Annotated in this window: 15 protein-coding genes; 8 read left to right on the top strand and 7 right to left on the bottom strand. The window is 74.1% G+C overall.

Features of this window, described 5'->3' with window-relative positions:
* Window positions 1-9: 9 nt before the first annotated feature.
* Window positions 10-912 (bottom strand): ribokinase, encoded by a 903-nt coding sequence (rbsK, locus tag ACIG36_RS07680; RefSeq protein WP_399923567.1) that lies wholly within the window; start codon window positions 910-912, stop codon window positions 10-12.
* A 256-nt stretch (window positions 913-1168) separates the two neighbouring features.
* Here rbsK and ACIG36_RS07675 point away from each other — a divergent pair, with 256 nt between their 5' ends.
* Both ACIG36_RS07675 and ACIG36_RS07670 read left to right on the top strand, forming a co-directional pair.
* Window positions 1169-1957, top strand: a complete 789-nt coding sequence (locus ACIG36_RS07675; protein WP_399923564.1) for a sigma-70 family RNA polymerase sigma factor — start codon at window positions 1169-1171, stop codon at window positions 1955-1957.
* Between the two features lie 53 nt (window positions 1958-2010).
* Window positions 2011-2214 carry a hypothetical protein gene (locus ACIG36_RS07670; protein ID WP_399923561.1) on the top strand — a complete coding sequence of 68 codons (204 nt, stop codon included), beginning with the start codon at window positions 2011-2013 and terminating at the stop codon, window positions 2212-2214.
* A 67-nt stretch (window positions 2215-2281) separates the two neighbouring features.
* Here ACIG36_RS07670 and ACIG36_RS07665 read toward each other — a convergent pair whose 3' ends face one another.
* Window positions 2282-2524 carry a chaplin gene (locus ACIG36_RS07665; protein ID WP_399923558.1) on the bottom strand — a complete coding sequence of 81 codons (243 nt, stop codon included), beginning with the start codon at window positions 2522-2524 and terminating at the stop codon, window positions 2282-2284.
* A gap of 366 nt (window positions 2525-2890) precedes the next feature.
* On the opposite strand from ACIG36_RS07665, the gene ACIG36_RS07660 reads away from it, so the two are divergent.
* The gene (locus ACIG36_RS07660) at window positions 2891-4378 is read left to right on the top strand and encodes an SDR family NAD(P)-dependent oxidoreductase (RefSeq protein ID WP_399923555.1); all 1488 of its coding nucleotides are present in this window, start codon (window positions 2891-2893) and stop codon (window positions 4376-4378) included.
* A 42-nt stretch (window positions 4379-4420) separates the two neighbouring features.
* Here ACIG36_RS07660 and alaS read toward each other — a convergent pair whose 3' ends face one another.
* On the bottom strand, window positions 4421-7069 hold the full coding sequence (gene alaS, locus ACIG36_RS07655) for an alanine--tRNA ligase (protein ID WP_399923552.1): 2649 nt from the start codon (window positions 7067-7069) through the stop codon (window positions 4421-4423).
* Between the two features lie 16 nt (window positions 7070-7085).
* Window positions 7086-8141: a tRNA (adenosine(37)-N6)-threonylcarbamoyltransferase complex transferase subunit TsaD gene (tsaD, locus tag ACIG36_RS07650; RefSeq protein ID WP_399924017.1), complete on the bottom strand. Its 1056-nt coding sequence runs from the start codon at window positions 8139-8141 to the stop codon at window positions 7086-7088.
* Between the two features lie 145 nt (window positions 8142-8286).
* Here tsaD and cbiE point away from each other — a divergent pair, with 145 nt between their 5' ends.
* The 3 genes from cbiE to ACIG36_RS07635 all read left to right on the top strand — a co-directional run bounded on the left by cbiE (window position 8287) and on the right by ACIG36_RS07635 (window position 11850).
* Complete coding sequence (cbiE, locus tag ACIG36_RS07645; protein ID WP_399923549.1) at window positions 8287-9501, top strand: precorrin-6y C5,15-methyltransferase (decarboxylating) subunit CbiE; 1215 nt, start codon at window positions 8287-8289, stop codon at window positions 9499-9501.
* 215 nt (window positions 9502-9716) lie between these two features.
* Window positions 9717-10487, top strand: coding sequence for a precorrin-4 C(11)-methyltransferase (cobM, locus tag ACIG36_RS07640; protein WP_399923546.1), 771 nt, complete (start codon window positions 9717-9719; stop codon window positions 10485-10487).
* A 130-nt stretch (window positions 10488-10617) separates the two neighbouring features.
* Window positions 10618-11850: a serine hydrolase domain-containing protein gene (locus tag ACIG36_RS07635; protein ID WP_399923543.1), complete on the top strand. Its 1233-nt coding sequence runs from the start codon at window positions 10618-10620 to the stop codon at window positions 11848-11850.
* Window position 11851: 1 nt separating this feature from the next.
* Here the strand turns inward: ACIG36_RS07635 and ACIG36_RS07630 are convergent, their stop codons facing one another.
* Complete coding sequence (locus tag ACIG36_RS07630) at window positions 11852-13006, bottom strand: cobalt-precorrin-5B (C(1))-methyltransferase (protein ID WP_399923540.1); 1155 nt, start codon at window positions 13004-13006, stop codon at window positions 11852-11854.
* 62 nt (window positions 13007-13068) lie between these two features.
* Here ACIG36_RS07630 and ACIG36_RS07625 point away from each other — a divergent pair, with 62 nt between their 5' ends.
* Window positions 13069-13821 (top strand): cobalt-precorrin-6A reductase, encoded by a 753-nt coding sequence (locus ACIG36_RS07625; RefSeq protein ID WP_399923537.1) that lies wholly within the window; start codon window positions 13069-13071, stop codon window positions 13819-13821.
* A gap of 24 nt (window positions 13822-13845) precedes the next feature.
* Window positions 13846-14130, top strand: coding sequence for a hypothetical protein (locus ACIG36_RS07620; protein WP_399923535.1), 285 nt, complete (start codon window positions 13846-13848; stop codon window positions 14128-14130).
* Window positions 14131-14253: 123 nt separating this feature from the next.
* On the opposite strand, the gene ACIG36_RS07615 is transcribed toward ACIG36_RS07620, so the two are convergent.
* Complete coding sequence (locus ACIG36_RS07615) at window positions 14254-15777, bottom strand: precorrin-2 C(20)-methyltransferase (protein ID WP_399923532.1); 1524 nt, start codon at window positions 15775-15777, stop codon at window positions 14254-14256.
* On the bottom strand, window positions 15774-16427 hold the full coding sequence (locus ACIG36_RS07610; protein WP_399924014.1) for a precorrin-8X methylmutase: 654 nt from the start codon (window positions 16425-16427) through the stop codon (window positions 15774-15776). The genes ACIG36_RS07615 and ACIG36_RS07610 overlap by 4 nt, the downstream gene beginning before the upstream one ends.
* Window positions 16428-16429: the final 2 nt, after the last annotated feature.

Genomic DNA, 16429 nt, shown 5'->3' with positions numbered 1-16429 from the left:
GCGGGCCGCTCACACACCCAGCTCCCGCGCGGTCGGGTACGAGGCCTGCGCGCCCTCGCGGGTCACCGACGCCGCGGCCACCCGCACCGCGAAGCGAGCCGCCTCGTCGAGGGCGGCGCCGCCCGCCAGGCGCGTGGCCAGCGCGCCCGTGAAGGCGTCGCCGGCGCCCGTGGTGTCGACGACCTCGACCTCGACGCCCGGCACCACCACCGGCTCCGTGGCGTCCGCGTCCAGCGCCAGGGCGCCGGCCCCGCCGAGCGTGACCACGACCGACCGCGCGCCGCGCTCCCGCAGGGCACGGGCCCAGTCGGCCGGGGTGCCGTCCACGACGCCCGACAGCCGCCGGGCCTCGTGCTCGTTGACGACGAGCGGGTCGGCCGCCGCCAGGAGCCGGGCGTCGAGCGCGTCCGGCACCGGCGAGGGGTTGAGCACGACCCGGGTGCCGCTCTCCGCGGCCACGTCGACCGCCGCCGCTACGGTCGCCGGCGGGATCTCCAACTGGAGCGAGAGGACCGCCGAGGCGGCGATCACCTCCCGCGAGGAGCGCACGTCCGCCGGGGTGAGGTGGGCGTTGGCGCCGGGGGAGACGACGATCGAGTTGTCCCCGTCCGGGTCCACCACGATCAGCGCGGTGCCGGTGCGGGCCCCCCGCTCGACCAGCACGTGCCGCACGTCGGTGCCCGCCTCGCGCTGGGCGTCCAGCAGCAGTCGCCCGAACGCGTCGTCGCCGACGCGGGCCAGCAGGGCCGTGCGGGCGCCGAGCCGGGCAGCCGCCGCGGCCTGGTTGGCGCCCTTGCCGCCCGCCGACTCCACCAGGTCCGTGCCCGGCACGGTCTCGCCCGCGCCGGGCCGCCGCTCCACCCGGACCATCAGGTCGGCGTTGGCCGAGCCCACCACCAGTACGTCGTACATGCGCCCCTCACTCCTCCGGCGGCCACCCACGGAAGCGTTCCGCTTCACCTCACGGCACGTAACCGTACAGGCGCCCCGAGTCGCGGGACGCGCGGGCCGGAGTCATGCTGAGACGACCGCGGCCGACACCGGCCGGCCCCGGCCCCGTGACGCCCGGTCCCCGTACGCGACCCGGCCCCGAGGGCCGGGCGCGCCCCGGAAGACGCTCCGGCCGGCAGGCACTCCTTGACGCACGAGCGAGGGGACAACTGTGACCATGGCTGAGACAGCGCCCCGTGCACACGACCGTGACGCCGACGCGGCCGGCACCGCCGAACTCTTCCTCCGCCTGGCCTCCCTGCCCGCCGGGCCGGAGCGCGACCGGCTGCGGCAGGACGTGATCGCCGCCTGGCTGCCGATGGCCGAGCGGGTGAGCAGGCGGTTCCGCAAGTGCGGCGAGAGCCCGGCGGACCTGCGGCAGGTGGCCGCGCTGGCCCTGGTCCACGCCGTGGACCGGTACGACCCGCGGCTGGGGTACGCCTTCGAGTCGTTCGCCATCCCCACCATCAACGGGGAGCTCAAGCGGCACGTCCGCGACCATGTGTGGTCGCTGCACATCCCGCGCCGGGACCAGGAGCTGCGGGCGGCCGTCCGCTCCGCGTGGGCGCGGCTGGAACAGCGCGGCGCGGGGACGGACATCACCGTCGCGGAACTGGCCGCGGAGGCGGGGCTGACCGAGGGGGAGGTGCGGCGCGGCCTCGACGCCGACGGGGTGCACCACACCCTCTCCCTCGACCATCCGGTGGCCGGGGCCGACGAGCTGCCGCTGGCCGACACCCTCGGGCGCTGCGACAGGGCGCTGGAGCTGGTCATCGACCGGCAGTCGCTCAAGCCGCTGCTGGACGCGCTGTCCGAGCGGGAGAAGTACGTCCTGTACTGGCGCTTCTTCGGCAACCTCACGCAACAGCAGATCGGTGCCCGCCTCGGGGTCTCCCAGATGCAGATCTCCCGCATCCTCAGCCGCACCTGCGCCCGGCTGCGCCGTCAGCTGCTGGCGGCGGCCTGAGGTCCGTTCCCCCGCGCTTCCCACCCCTCCCACAGCAAGGGCAGGACCGTGCCATGGAGACCAATCACTCGCACCTGACCCCGGACCTCCCCCCGATCGTCGAGATTCCCGACCTGCCCGGCGCCCAGCACGACCGCCCGGCGTCCGGCGCCGAGGGCCCCGAGCGTGACCCGGAAGGCGGTCCCGGACACGGCAGTGGCGCCCACCAGGAGGTCGGTGGGCGCCACGAACGCGCGGGAGAGGGATCCGGCGGCTGACTGTGACCCGCTCCCGCGCGGCGCGCGGTCCGGCTGTTGACGCGCGCGCTCTGGGGGTGGGGCGAGGTCAGCTGTTGACGCAGGTGTTGCCGAACGTCGGGTTCAGCAGGCCGATGAGAATGTCGATCGAGTTCCCGCAGAGGTTGATCGGCACGTGCAGCGGGACCTGGATGACGTTGCCGGAGACGACGCCGGGGGAGCCGACCGCCGCACCCTGTGCACCGGAGTCGGCGACGGCGAGACCGGCGGCACCGGTGATGGTGGTACCGACGGCGGCGGTCAGGACGGCTGCCTTGGCGATACGCGACATGGCTAGACCTTTCTAAGGGGTGTTGAGAGGCAATTGTGACCGGCGTTTCAGGATGACATGACCCAATATGGGCCCCATGACGCGTAATTAACCCGGAAAGGCCAATAAGTCGGATGTAATGTCCGGTGGTTGGGAACGCGGATCCCGGCAGCTCCGTGCGGTCCCCGGCGGTTGCCGCCGGCCGCGAAGGGCGGCGCCCGCCCGCCCCGGGGGCGCCGGGCCGCGGCGCGCGCCGGGGGCGCCGCCACCGGCGCCCCCGGACGGTCCGGCCACGGCCCGCGATCACGGGTTTGGCGCTGCCGCACCCGGCTACGTACAGTTTCCTGGAACCTTTATCGAACAAGCGGACTGGAAACGACAGCGGCCATGACCGTCACTGAAGAACACCACGACGGTGCAGGCCACCAGCCGGGCACCTCGGGCATAGACCCGGAGCGCATGGCGATCTGCCTGAGCGTGCTCGAGGAGCTCGACCGGCTCCCCGTCGACCACCCGGACGCGATCGCGGTCCGGCGCGCCACCTCCGGGATCTACCGGACGGTCAAGCAGCGCCGCCGCCAGGAGCGCCGCGCGGCCAAGACCGCCCACGACCGTCAGGTGACCGAGGCCACGGCCACCGGCTCCGCCGACCGCATCGACGACGAGACCCAGGGCATCCTGCCCAGCTCCACGACCGTCGGCGAGATCGCGGGCATCCTCCAGCGCCCCCGGTCCTGCTACATCTGCAAGACCCGCTACGTCGAGGTCGACGCCTTCTACCACCAGCTGTGCCAGGAGTGCGCGGCCGAGAACCGGGCCCGCCGCGACGCCCGCACCGACCTCACCGGGCGGCGCGCGCTGCTCACCGGCGGCCGGGCGAAGATCGGCATGTACATCGCGCTGCGGCTGCTGCGCGACGGTGCGCACACCACCATCACCACCCGCTTCCCCAACGACGCCATCCGCCGCTTCAAGGCCATGCCGGACAGCGACGAGTGGATCCACCGCCTGAAGATCGTCGGCATCGACCTGCGCGACCCGGCGCAGGTGGTCGCCCTCGCCGACTCGGTGGCGGCCGAGGGCCCGCTCGACATCCTGATCAACAACGCCGCCCAGACCGTACGCCGCTCCCCGCGCGCCTACAGCGAGCTGGTCGCCGCCGAGTCCGCCCCGCTGCCCGCGGGCGAGCTGCCCGCCGCCGAGGTCATCGGCACCTTCGGCAGCGGCGCCGTGGACGCCGTCGCCGCCCTGCCCGCCGCCCGCCGCGAGGGTGAGGGCATCACCGCGCAGGACGTCACCGACCTGGCGCTCGTCGGCGGCTCGGCCACGCTCGCCCGCATCGAGGCGGGCACCGCCATCGACGCCGGCGGGCTGGTGCCGGACCTGGACGCCACCAACAGCTGGATCCAGACCGTCTCGGAGGTCGACCCGGTCGAGCTGCTCGAGGTCCAGCTGTGCAACTCCACGGCACCGTTCATCCTGATCAGCCGGCTGCGGCCGGCGATGGCCGCAGCCGCCGCCCGCCGTACGTACGTGGTGAACGTCTCCGCCATGGAGGGCGTCTTCAGCCGCGGCTACAAGGGCGCCGGCCACCCGCACACCAACATGGCCAAGGCCGCCCTGAACATGCTCACCCGCACCAGCGCCCAGGAGATGCTGGAGAGCGACGGCATCCTGATGACCGCCGTCGACACCGGCTGGATCACGGACGAGCGCCCGCACCCGGACAAGGTCCGCCTGGCCGCCGAGGGCTTCCACGCCCCGCTCGACCTCGTGGACGGCGCGGCCCGGGTCTACGACCCGATCGTCCGCGGCGAGCAGGGCGAGGACCTGTACGGCTGCTTCCTGAAGGACTACCGCCGCTCGAACTGGTAGGCGGCCCCGCTGCTCCGGGCCCACGGCCCGGAGCAGCGCCCCTCAGTCCCGTCGCACCAGCAGCCCCGGCACGGCCCGCAGGGCCTCCGGCAGGGCGTCCGCGGCCAGCCCGCCGCCCTGGGCGACCTCGGCCGAGCCGCCGCCGCGGCCGGACAGCAGGGCCTTCACCAGCTCCCCCGCGGACATCCCGGACTCCCGCGCGGCCCGGTTGAGGGCGACCGCCAGCGTCGCCTTCCCCGCCGCCTCGGCGCCCACCGCCGCCACCCCCGGCCGGTCCTGCGGCAGCCGGTCGCGCACGGCCAGCGCCAGCGAGCGGGCGTCACCGTCCGTCGTCGCCGTCACCAGCAGCGCCGCGCCCACCTCGGCGGCGGCCGAGGCCAGCTCCGCCGCCCGGCCCAGCTCCGCCCGCCGCCGCAGCTCCTCCGCCCGCTGATCGGCCGCCTTGAGCCGGTCGAGCAGCACCGCGACCCGCTCCGGCAGCTGCGCGCGCGGCGCCTGGAGCTGCTCGGCCAGCCGCGCCACCAGGTCGCGCTCGCGCGCCAGATAACCGAAGCCCTCGAACCCGACGGCGGCCTCCAGCCGCCGCATCCCGGCCCCCACCGAGGACTCGCCGGTCAGCGCCACCACACCGATCTGCGCGGCGCGCTCCACGTGCGTGCCACCGCACAGCTCGCGCGACCACGCCCCACCGATCTCGACCACCCGCACCCGCTCGCCGTACGTCTCGCCGAACAGCGCCAGCGCGCCCAGCTCCTTGGCCTCCGGCAGGGACATCCACCGCACGTCCACCGCCAGGTCGCGGCGCAGCGCCCGGTTGGCCGCCTCCTCGACCTCACCGCGCGCGGCCGGCCCGAGCGCCCCGCGCCAGGGGAAGTCCAGCCGCAGATAGCCGGGCCGGTTGTACGAGCCGGCCTGCAGCGCCGTCGGGCCCAGCACCTGCCGCAGCGCGGCGTGCAGGACGTGCGTGCCGGAGTGCGCCTGACGGGCGCCCAGCCGCCATTCGGGATCGACGGACGCCCGCACCGCGTCGCCCACCGCCAGCTCGCCCGCCGTCACCCGCACCTGATGGACCACCAGCCCCGGCAGCGGCCGCTGCACGTCCAGCACCTCGGCCTCGACCGACGCCCCGGTCAGCGCGCCCGCGTCGCTGTCCTGGCCGCCCGACTCGGCGTAGAAGGGCGTCCGGTCCAGGACGACGGTGGCGATCCCACCGGCACCGACCGCCTTCAGGGGGCCGTCCGGGCCGAGCAGGGCCAGCACCGTGGAGTCCGTCAGCAGCGTGTCGTAGGCCCGCCAGTCCGTGGGCCCGTGGGCGTCCAGGACCGAGCGGAGCGCCGACGTGTCCAGCGCCCCGACCGACTTGCGCGTACGGGCGTCGGCGCGGGCGCGCTCGCGCTGCTCGGCCATCAGCGCGGTGAAGCCCTCGCGGTCGACCTCGACGCCCTGCTCCTCGGCCATCTCCAGCGTCAGGTCGATCGGGAAGCCATAGGTGTCGTGCAGCAGGAACGCCTGCTGCCCCGGGAGCAGATGGCCGCCGCTCGCCTTGACCTCGGCCACGGCCGTGTCCAGCACGGTGGTGCCCTGCCGCAGCGTCGAGCGGAAGGCGTCCTCCTCGGCGTACGCCTGCTGCGCGATCCGCCCGAACTCCTCGGCGACCTCCGGGTAGCTGTGCCGCATGCAGTCCCGGGCGACCGGCAGCAGCTCCGGCAGACAGGGGTCCTGATGCCCCAGCAGCCGCACCGAGCGCACGGCCCGCCGCAGGATGCGGCGCAGCACATAGCCGCGGCCCTCGTTGCCGGGGGCGGTGCCGTCGGCCAGCATCATCAGGGCGGTGCGCACATGGTCGGCGACGACCCGCAGCCGCACGTCCGCCTGGTGGTCGGAGCCGTAGCGCACGCCGGTCAGCTCGGCGGCGCGCTGCAGCACGGGCCGGGTCTCGTCGATCTCGTAGAGGTTGTCGACGCCCTGCAGCAGGGTGGCCATGCGCTCGAGGCCCATGCCGGTGTCGATGTTGCGGCGGGGGAGCTCGCCCAGGATCGGATAGCCGGTCTTTCCAGCGCCCTCGCCGCGCTCGTACTGCATGAAGACCAGGTTCCAGAACTCCATGTACCGGTCCTCGTCCACGGCCGGCCCACCCGCGCGCCCCAGCGCGGGCCCCCGGTCGTAGTACAGCTCGGAACACGGGCCGCAGGGGCCCGGGACGCCCATGGACCAGAAGTTGTCCTCGTCCCCCCGGCGCACGATCCGCTCGTCCGGCAGCCCGGCGACGCGCCGCCACAACTCGGCGGCCTCGTCGTCGGAGTGGTGCACGGTGGCCCAGATGCGCTCCGGATCCAGCCCGTACCCGCCGTCCGCCACGGGCGCGGTGGACAGCTGCCAGGCGTAGGAGATCGCCTCTTCCTTGAAGTAGTCCCCGAACGAGAAGTTCCCGTTCATCTGGAAGAACGACCCGTGCCGCGTCGTCCGCCCGACCTCCTCGATGTCCAGCGTCCGCACGCACTTCTGCACGCTGGTGGCGCGCGGCCACGGCGGCGCGGCCTCGCCGGCGAGGTACGGCTTGAAGGGGACCATGCCCGCGTTGACGAACAGCAGCGTCGGGTCGGGCGTGGGCAGCGGCGCGCTGGGCACCACGGTGTGGCCGCGCTCGGCGAAGAAGTCGAGGAAGCGACGGCGGATGTCGGCGGTACGCACAAGGGCCTCCGAAGGATCAAGCGGCGCGGACGACGCGGGCGACGGGATGGAGCGCCGCGTACTCCAGGGGCGCGGACGGGTCGATGGACACATCGAGCGGCGCGGGTTCGGCACCCGCGCGCACCAGCAGGTCACCCACGGCGGCGATCATCGCGCCGTTGTCGGTGCACAGCCGCAGCGGCGGGACGCGCAGCTCGATGCCCGCAGCATCGCAGCGCGCCCGCGCCAGCGCCCGCACCCGCGAGTTGGCGGCCACGCCGCCGACCACGACCAGGGTGCCCACGCCGTGCTCGGCGCACGCCGCGACGGCCTTGCGGGTGAGGACGTCGGCCACCGCCTCCTGCAGCGAGGCCGCCCCGTCCGCGACGGGCAGGACCCGGCCGGCCGCGCGGTGCTGCTCGACCCAGCGGGCGGCGGCCGTCTTCAGCCCGGAGAAGGAGAACGCGTACCGGTCGTCCCGCGGCCCGGTCAGCGGCCGCGGGAAGGCCACCGCACGCGGATCCCCGTCCCGCGCGGCCCGGTCGATCGCGGGCCCGCCCGGATAGGGCAGCCCGAAGACACGGGCGACCTTGTCGAAGCACTCACCGGCGGCGTCGTCGAGGGTGTCGCCCAGGTGCAGGATCGGATCGCGCGCGAGATCCCGGACGAGCAGCAGCGAGGTGTGCCCGCCGGAGACGATGAGCACCATGCAGGGGTTCGGCAGAGGCCCGTGCTCGAGGGTGTCGGCGGCGACGTGCCCGGCCAGATGATGCACACCGTAAAGAGGCACGCCCAGCGAATACGCGAGCCCCTTCGCCGCGGCGACCCCGACCTGCAGGGCACCGGACAACCCGGGCCCGGTCGTCACCGCGACGGCACCGATGTCGCCCATCCCCAGCCCGGCGTCGGCCAGCGCGGCCCGCACCACGGGCGCGGCCGCGTGCACATGCGCCCGTGCCGCGATCTCGGGCACCACACCGCCGTAGCGCGCGTGCTCGTCCATGCTCGACGCCACCGCGTGACCCAGCAGCTTCCCGTCCCGGACCAGACCGGCGCCGGTCTCGTCGCAGGACGACTCGATCCCCAGCACCACCGGTGAACGCTTCACGAGCACGCCTCCTGCCTCTCTTCAGTAATTGCATATCCTATGCAACAAGAGTCCCGCGCACGGTGCCGTCACCCCAGGTCAGTAGAGTTCCGATGCCCCTTGATCGCAGCCCGAACCCGAGGTACGCCCCGTGAGCACCGCCCCCGTGACGGTCGTAGGCATCGGAGCCGACGGCTGGCCCGGCCTGGCCCCCACGTCCCAGGAGGCGCTGCGCGCCGCCGAGGTACTGGTGGGCGGCCCCCGCCAGCTGGACCTGCTGCCGAAGGAGTGCACCGGCGAACGAGTCACCTGGCCGACGCCCCTGCGCCCGGCCGTCCCGGGCCTGCTGGACGCGCACGCCGGCAGGCGCGTGTGCGTACTGGCCAGCGGCGACCCCATGTTCTTCGGCATCGGCCGCACACTCACGGAGGTGCTGGGGCCCGGGAGAATACGGGTGCTGCCGCACCCGTCGTCCGCGTCGTACGCCTGTGCGAGGCTGGGCTGGCCCCTGAACGGGACGGACGTCATCAGCCTCGTGGGCCGCCCGCTGGGCGCCCTGTCCGCGGCACTGCACGACGGCCGCAGGCTCCTGGTGCTCAGCGCGGGCTCGGGCACGCCCGCGGAGGTGGCGGCCCGGCTGCGCGAGCGCGGTTACGGGCCGAGCCGGATGACGGTGCTGGAACAGCTGGGCGGCGAACGCGAACGCCGTATCGAGGGCACGGCAGCGGACTGGCAGTCGGAACCCGTCGACGCGCTCAACGTCATCGCCGTCGAATGCCACCGTGACCCCAACGCACTGCGCCTGCCCCTCACCCCCGGCCTTCCGGACGAGGCCTTCGAGCACGACGGCCAGCTGACGAAGCGCCACGTACGAGCGGCGACCCTGGCCGCGTTGGCGCCGGCCCCGGGCGAACTGCTGTGGGACGTGGGCGGCGGATCGGGCTCCATCGGCATCGAGTGGATGCGAGCACACCCGTCCTGCCGGGCCGTCACAGTGGAACGCGACGCGGTACGAGCGGAACGCATCGCCCGCAACGCGGAGGCACTGGGCGTGCCGGCCCTGGACGTGGTGACGGGGCGCGCCCCGTCGGCCCTGGCAGGCCTGCCGACGCCGGACGCCGTCTTCATCGGGGGCGGCCTCACCGCCCCCGGCCTCCTCGACGCCTGCTGGGAGGCGCTCCGGCCGGGTGGCCGCCTGGTGGCGAACACGGTCACGCTGGAATCGGAGGCGCTGCTGACGGGTTGGTACCGGCGCCATGGCGGCGACCTGACGCGCCTGGCGGTGGCGCACGCCGTCCCTGTCGGGGGCTTCACGGGCTGGCGCCAGGCGATGCCGGTGACGCAGTGGTCGGTGACCAAAGCGTGAGCCTGCCGGCGCCGGGGGGGTACGGCCGGGTTCGGGTGCGGCCCGGTGGGCCGGTTTGTGCCCACCCGTTCCGCCCTGCGGAACGACTGCCCACAAACCGGCGGGCGGTCGGCGTACGAACGGGAGGGCCCGTCCCAGCCCGACCCGGCCCCGCCCCACAACGCACCCGCACCGACAACTCACCCGCACCCGCCCTCAAGGAGAGACCGAACCCCATGACCGTGTACTTCATCGGCGCCGGCCCCGGTGCCGCCGACCTCATCACGGTGCGGGGCGCCCGGATCCTGTCCCGGGCCGCCGTCTGCCTCTACGCCGGCAGTCTCGTCCCCCGTGAACTCCTCGCCGAGTGCCACCCCGACGCCCGCCTCGTCGACACCGCCCACCTGAACCTGACCGAGATCACCGCCGAGTTCGTCCGTGCCCACGAGGCCGGCCAGGACGTGGCCCGGCTGCACTCCGGTGACCCCGCCGTCTTCAGCGCCGTCGCCGAGCAGATCCGCCGCCTCGACGCGCACGGCATCCCGTACGAAATCGTCCCCGGCGTCCCCGCCTTCGCCGCCGCGGCAGCGGCCCTCGGCCGCGAGCTGACCGTCCCGACCGTCGGCCAGACCGTCATCCTCACCCGCGTCGCCCAGCGGGCCACCCCCATGCCCCCCGGCGAGGACCTCGCCACCCTCGGCCGCAGCGGCGCCCTGCTCGTCCTCCACCTCGCCGCCCGCCACGCCGACCGGGTCGTCGCCGAACTCCTCCCGCACTACGGCCCCGACTGCCCGGCCGCCGTCGTCGCCATGGCGAGCCGCCCGGACGAGGTCGTGCTGCGCGGCACGCTCGCGGACATCGCGGACCAGGTGCGGGCGGTCGGCATCGTCCGTACGGCGGTCATCGTCGTGGGCCGCACGCTGGCGGCGGAGCAGTTCCCGGACAGCTTCCTGTACTCGGCGACCCGGGACCGGGACAACTGCGGCAGGACCGTGCCGGGCACCTGACCACCGAACCCGTCCAACGGGGGCCGATGCGGAGATGTGGACTTGGTCATAGCCCGCCGTCCCCCTCCTGTGATGCCCTTGGAATGATCATTCGGCCGCTGACCAGGCCACGCATTCCAAGGGGGGCTCCATGACGGAGCGAACGACCAAGAAGCACAGCAAGCTCGTCGCACTCGCCGCGACGGTCGCCGTGACGGCCGGCGCCGTGACGGCGGGCGTCGTGGGAACGGCGGCTCCGGCCGCGGCCGCGACGGAGACCGGCGGCTCGTCCGCCGCGACGCAGAAGGCCCTCGACGGCCTCGTGGCCGCCGGCATGCCGGGTGTCGCCGGCGAGATCCGTACGCCCAGGGGGAGCTGGTTCGGGAGCGCCGGCTACGCCGACACGACCACCAAGCGCAAGCGGACGGCCGCCGACCACTTCCGCGCGGGCAGCATCACCAAGACCTTCGTGGCCACGACGCTCCTCCAGCTGGAGGCCGAGGGCAAGCTGAGCCTGGACGACTCGCTCGAGCGTTGGCTGCCCGGCGTCGTGAAGGGCAACGGCTACGACGCCACGAAGATCACGATCCGTCAGCTCCTCAACCACACCAGCGGTGTGCACGACATGGTGTACACCCCGGAGTGGGACAAGGACATGAACGGCCCCGGCTTCTTCGAGCACCGTTACGACGTGAAGACCCCGCAGGAGGTCATCGCGTACGGGCTGAAGTACGGCCCGGACTTCGAGCCGGGCAAGGGCTGGAACTACTCGAACACCGGGTTCGTGCTGGCCGGCATGGTCATCGAGAAGGTCACCGGGAAGCCGTACGCGAGCGAGGTCGAGCGGCGCATCGTCAAGCCGCTGGGGCTGAAGGAGACGACGTTCCCCGGCACGGACCCGAAGCTCCCCGCCCCGCACCCGGTCGGCTACTCCAAGCTCTACGTCCAGAACCCGGGCCCGGAGATCCACGACGCCACCGAGTACCGCCCCTCCTGGTCCGGCGCGACGGGCGAGGTGGTCAGCACCAGCGGCGACCTCAACCGCTTCTACAGCGCCCTGCTGCAGGGCAGGCTCCTGCCGCGCAAGCAACTGGACGCGATGCTGACGACCGTGGAGACGGGCCAGCACTTCAAGTACGGCCTCGGCATCATGTCGCGCTCACTCTCCTGCGGCACGACCGTCTGGGGTCACGACGGTGTCGTGTGGGGCTCCCTGTCCGGCGCCGCAGCGACGCGCGACGGCAGGACGGCGCTCACCTTCAACATCAACGGCGATTGGCTCGACCAGAGCCCTCCCTTCGAGAACATGTTCGAGGGTGCGTTCTGCGGCACGACGGCGAAGAAGCCGGAGTCCCGCGCGGCGCTGGGCCCGGTGAACCGCTAGCTCACCGCTCCCGGGGCTCCCGCGGCCCCTTGGGCTCCGCCCGCCCCACGATGACGCCCGCGCGGTCGATACAGATGACGTCGACCGCGACGGGCGCACCGCGCAGCACCGCCAGTGCCTCGTCGCGGGCGCCGGCGGCGACGAGGTCGCCGAGCGGAACGCCCGCCGCCTCGCACAGACGCAGGGCCTCCAGGCCCGTGTTGGCGCCGGTGACGGCGGCGGCGAGGGCGTCGTCACCGCCGCCGTGCCGGGCGAGCTCCGCCAGGAACTCCTTGTTGACCTGGGAACGGGCCGAGTGGAGATCGAGGTGACCGGCCGCCAGCTTGGACAGCTTGGCGAAGCCACCGGCCACGGTCAGCCGGTCCACCGGGTGCCGTCGGATGTACTTCAGCACCGCGCCCGCGAAGTCGCCCATGTCCAGCAGGGCGTCCTCCGGCAGGCCGTGCACGGCGACCGCGACCTTCTCGGACGTCGCGCCCGTGCAGCCCGCGACATGCGTGCGGCCCGCCGCGCGGGCCACGTCCACGCCGCGCCGGATGCTGTCGATCCACGCGGAGCAGGAATAGGGGACGACGATGCCGGTGGTGCCCAGGATGGAGATGCCGCCCAGGATGCCCAGGCGCGGGTTCCAGGTGGAGCGGGCGATCTCCTCGCCATGATCGACCGAGACCTCGATCTCCACGTCGCCCGTGCCGCCGTGCCGGGCGGCGACACCGGCGATGTGCTCGCGCATCATCTGACGCGGCACGGGGTTGATGGCGGGCTCGCCGACCGGCAGCGGGAGGCCGGGCCGGGTGACCGTGCCCACGCCGGGCCCGGCGCGGAACACCACGCCGGATCCGGGCGGCAGCGCCCGCACGGTGACGCGGATCAGCGCGCCGTGGGTGACGTCGGGGTCGTCCCCGGCGTCCTTGACGATGGCCGCCATAGCCCGCCCTTCGCCCAGCTGCTCGGCGGCGAGGGCGAAGGCGGGCGTCTGCCCCTTGGGCAGGGTGATCGTCACCGGGTCGGGGAAATCGCCGGTGAGGAGCGCGGTGTACGCGGCCGTGGTCGCGGCGGTCGCGCACGCGCCGGTGGTCCAGCCGTGCCGCAGACCGGTGTGCTGCAGCTGCGCGGTACGCCCGCCGGTGGGCTTGGCGGCCTCGGTCTCAGTCATGTGCCGCACCGGTCGTAGGCTGGGTCGTTCCACACACGGAAACGGAAGGGGAGGGGCACCCGGTGAGCGCCAAGCGCCACATCCTGATCCTCGGCGGCACGACCGAGGCCCGCCGCCTGGCGGGGACGCTGGCCGCGGACCCGGCCCTGCGCGTGACCAGCTCGCTCGCCGGACGCGTGGCCCGACCGCGGCTGCCGGCGGGGGAGGTGCGCATCGGCGGGTTCGGCGGCCCCGGCGGCCTCGCCCGCTGGCTGCGCGAGCAGCACGTGGACGCGCTCATCGACGCCACCCATCCCTTCGCCGGCACGATCAGTTCCAACGCGGCACAGGCTGCCGCGGACGCCCGTGTTCCCCTGCTGGCCGTGCGCCGCCCCGGCTGGGTCGCCGGTCCGGGCGACGACTGGCACCCGGTCGGCTCGCTGGCCGAGGCGGCGCGGGCCCTGCCCGCCCTGGGCGAGCGGGCGTTCCTGACGACGGGCCGGATGGGCCTCGCCGCCTTCGCGCACCTCGAGGGTATGTGGTTCCTGGTCCGCTCGGTGGACCCCCCGGAGCCCCCGATGCCGCCGAGGACCCAGGTGCTGCTGGACCGCGGCCCGTTCACGGTGGAGGGCGAACGGGAGCTGCTGCGCCGCCACCGCATCGACGTCCTGGTGACGAAGGACAGCGGCTCGTCCGCCACGTCCGCCAAACTCACCGCCGCCCGCGAGGCCGCCGTCCCGGTCCTGATCGTCCACCGCCCCCCGCCCCCACCGGACGTCCCGGCGGTCGAGGACCCGGCGGAGGCGGCGCAGTGGCTGAGGCGGACGCTCGGCTGAGGCGATCGTGCGATTCCGGCCCGGGTGCTGGCTCGTGTCGCCTCGTCCCGTCTCGCCGAGTTCCAGGCGGACCGCGACGCGGCCTTCACCGCCGCCACTCAACACGCCTCGTTCAACCCCATCCGTCTCTTCCAGATCAAGTGGGCGACCGAGATCGAGATCGAACGTCGCCCCGGCCTGGCCGCCCGCTACCGTGCCGCGCTGGACGGCGCGAACACCTTCGACCGTGACGACCCGAGATGGCGCACGGCCATGGACGAGTGCATGGCCGTGCGCGACGAGGCCCGTGCCGCGGTGACCGGTGACTGACACCTGGGCGTGGGAGTAGGACCCCGACCCCGGATACGTCATCGGCGGCATCGACAACCTCGCTTTCGTCGCGAGGATCGAGGAACGGGCCGACGAACTGGTCGCGGCCCGGCCGTCGCTCGCTCAGCCCTCCCGGCCCTCCGGGTACCGCCTCGGGGTCCAGACGATTTCCTCGGTGTCCGTCTCGCCTCGGCGGACCGTGCGGGTCTGGGTGGAGCCCACGATGAGGAGGGTGCGCATGTCGACCTGGGTGGGGTCGAGTTCGCCGAGGGGGACGACGCGTACGCGCTCCTCGGGGCCGCCCACGTCGCGGGCCAGGACCACCGGGGTGTCGGGGGAGCGGTATTCGAGCAGCAGGTCGCGGGCCTTGCCGACCTGGTGGATCCGGCTGCGGGAGCCGGGGTTGTACAGCGCCAGGACCAGGTCCGCCGCGGCCGCCGCGCGCAGGCGCTCGGCGATGACCTCCCACGGCTTGAGGCGGTCGGAGAGGGAGACGACCGCGTAGTCGTGGCCCAGGGGGGCGCCGGCGCGGGCCGCCGCCGCGTGGGCCGCCGTCATGCCGGGCACCACACGGACCGGGATCGCGCGGTACGGGTCCTCGGAGGCGACCTCCAGGACGGCCGTGGCCATGGCGAACACCCCCGGGTCACCCGAGGAGACGACCGCGACCCGCCGCCCCTGGCGGGCGAGGTCGAGGGCGAACTCGGCGCGTTCGGACTCCACCTTGTTGTCGGAGGCGTGCCGCCGCTGACCCGGCCGCACGGGCACCCGGTCCACGTACGTGGTGTAGCCCACCACGTCCTCGGCCGCCGCCAGCGCGCCCCGCGCCTCCGGCGTCAGCCACAGCGGCCCCGCCGGACCCAGGCCCACGACGACGACCTCGCCCCGCCCGTCGGCGACCGGTTCCGCGCCCACGCGGCTCGGCAGCACCGCCACCGAGAAGTACGGCACCGACTCCGGGTCGACGTCCGCCACCCGTCCCGTGCGCTCGCCGCTCATCGTGGCGCGCTCCACGTACCGCGCCTCCGCCAGCCGGCCCGAGCGCTCCAGCGCGCCCCGTACCGCCGGGAAGGTGCGGCCCAGCTTCATCACCACCGCCGAGTCGGTGGCGGCCAGGCGCGCCGCCAGCTCCTCCTCGGGCAGGGTGCCCGGCAGGATCGTCAGCACCTCCTCGCCCTCCACCAGCGGTTCGCCCAGGCGGGCCGCCGCCGCGCTCACCGACGTCACGCCCGGCACGACCTCCGTCGGGTACCGGTCGGCGAGCCGCTTGTGCATGTGCATGTACGAGCTGTAGAAGAGCGGGTCGCCCTCGGCGAGGACGGCCACCGTGCGCCCGGCGTCCAGGTGCGCCGCCAGCCGGGCCGCCGCCTCCTCGTAGAACTCCTCCATCGCGCCCCGGTAGCCACCGGGGTGGTCGGTGGTCTCCGTCGTCACCGGGTAGACCAGCCGCTCCTCGATGTGGTCGGGGCGCAGATGGCGTTCGGCGATCGAGCGCGCGATGCTGCGCCCGTGCCGGGCGCTGTGGTACGCGACGACGTCGGCCGAGGCGATGACCTCGACGGCCCGCACGGTCATCAGCGACGGGTCGCCGGGGCCGAGCCCCACCCCGTACAGACGGCCCGTCGTCACCGGATGCTGCTCGCTCACTCTTCCTCGCTCGCTATCGCGTTGATCGCGGCGGCGGCCATGGCGCTGCCGCCCCGCCGCCCCCGCACCACCAGGTACTCCAGTCCCAGAGGGCTGTCGGCCAGGGCGTCCTTCGACTCGGCGGCGCCGATGAAGCCGACGGGGATGCCGATGACGGCGGCCGGGCGCGGCGCGCCCTCCGCAACCATCTCCAGCAGGCGGAACAGCGCGGTCGGGGCGTTGCCGACCGCGACCACCGCGCCGTCCAGCTTCTCGCGCCACAGCTCCAGCGCCGCCGCGCTGCGGGTCGTCCCCATGCGCCGCGCCAGCTCCGGCACCGCCGGGTCGGCGAGCGTGCACAGCACCTCGTTGTCCGCGGGCAGCCGCTTGCGGGTGACCCCGCTGGCGACCATGTTGGCGTCGCACAGGATCGGCGCGCCCGCGCGCAGCGCCTCGCGCGCCCGCGCCACCACCTGGGGCGAGTACGCCAGGTCCCGCACGAGATCGGTCATCCCGCACGCGTGGATCATGCGTACCGCGACCTGGCTGACGTCCTGCGGCAGCCCGCCGAGGTCGGCCTCGGCCCGGATGGTGGCGAAGGACTGGCGGTAGATGGACGCGCCGTCCTTTTCGTAGTCGAACACTGTGCCCTCGTCGCCTTCGTTCTTCATGT

Source organism: Streptomyces sp. NPDC053048, assembly GCF_044547045.1.
Lineage (GTDB): Bacteria > Actinomycetota > Actinomycetes > Streptomycetales > Streptomycetaceae > Streptomyces.
The sequence above is the reverse complement of the archived record's forward strand: the minus strand, read 5'-3'. Positions and strand labels throughout refer to the sequence as shown.

What these genes read in the sequence shown, in the direction of transcription:
- rbsK (WP_399923567.1), bottom strand. Translation starts at nt 912, where the DNA reads ATGTACGACGTACTGGTGGTGGGCTCGGCCAACGCCGACCTGATGGTC.
- ACIG36_RS07675 (WP_399923564.1), top strand. Translation starts at nt 1,169, where the DNA reads ATGGCTGAGACAGCGCCCCGTGCACACGACCGTGACGCCGACGCGGCC.
- ACIG36_RS07670 (WP_399923561.1), top strand. Translation starts at nt 2,011, where the DNA reads ATGGAGACCAATCACTCGCACCTGACCCCGGACCTCCCCCCGATCGTC.
- ACIG36_RS07665 (WP_399923558.1), bottom strand. Translation starts at nt 2,524, where the DNA reads ATGTCGCGTATCGCCAAGGCAGCCGTCCTGACCGCCGCCGTCGGTACC.
- ACIG36_RS07660 (WP_399923555.1), top strand. Translation starts at nt 2,891, where the DNA reads ATGACCGTCACTGAAGAACACCACGACGGTGCAGGCCACCAGCCGGGC.
- cobM (WP_399923546.1), top strand. Translation starts at nt 9,717, where the DNA reads ATGACCGTGTACTTCATCGGCGCCGGCCCCGGTGCCGCCGACCTCATC.
- ACIG36_RS07635 (WP_399923543.1), top strand. Translation starts at nt 10,618, where the DNA reads ATGACGGAGCGAACGACCAAGAAGCACAGCAAGCTCGTCGCACTCGCC.
- ACIG36_RS07630 (WP_399923540.1), bottom strand. Translation starts at nt 13,006, where the DNA reads ATGACTGAGACCGAGGCCGCCAAGCCCACCGGCGGGCGTACCGCGCAG.
- ACIG36_RS07610 (WP_399924014.1), bottom strand. Translation starts at nt 16,427, where the DNA reads ATGAAGAACGAAGGCGACGAGGGCACAGTGTTCGACTACGAAAAGGAC.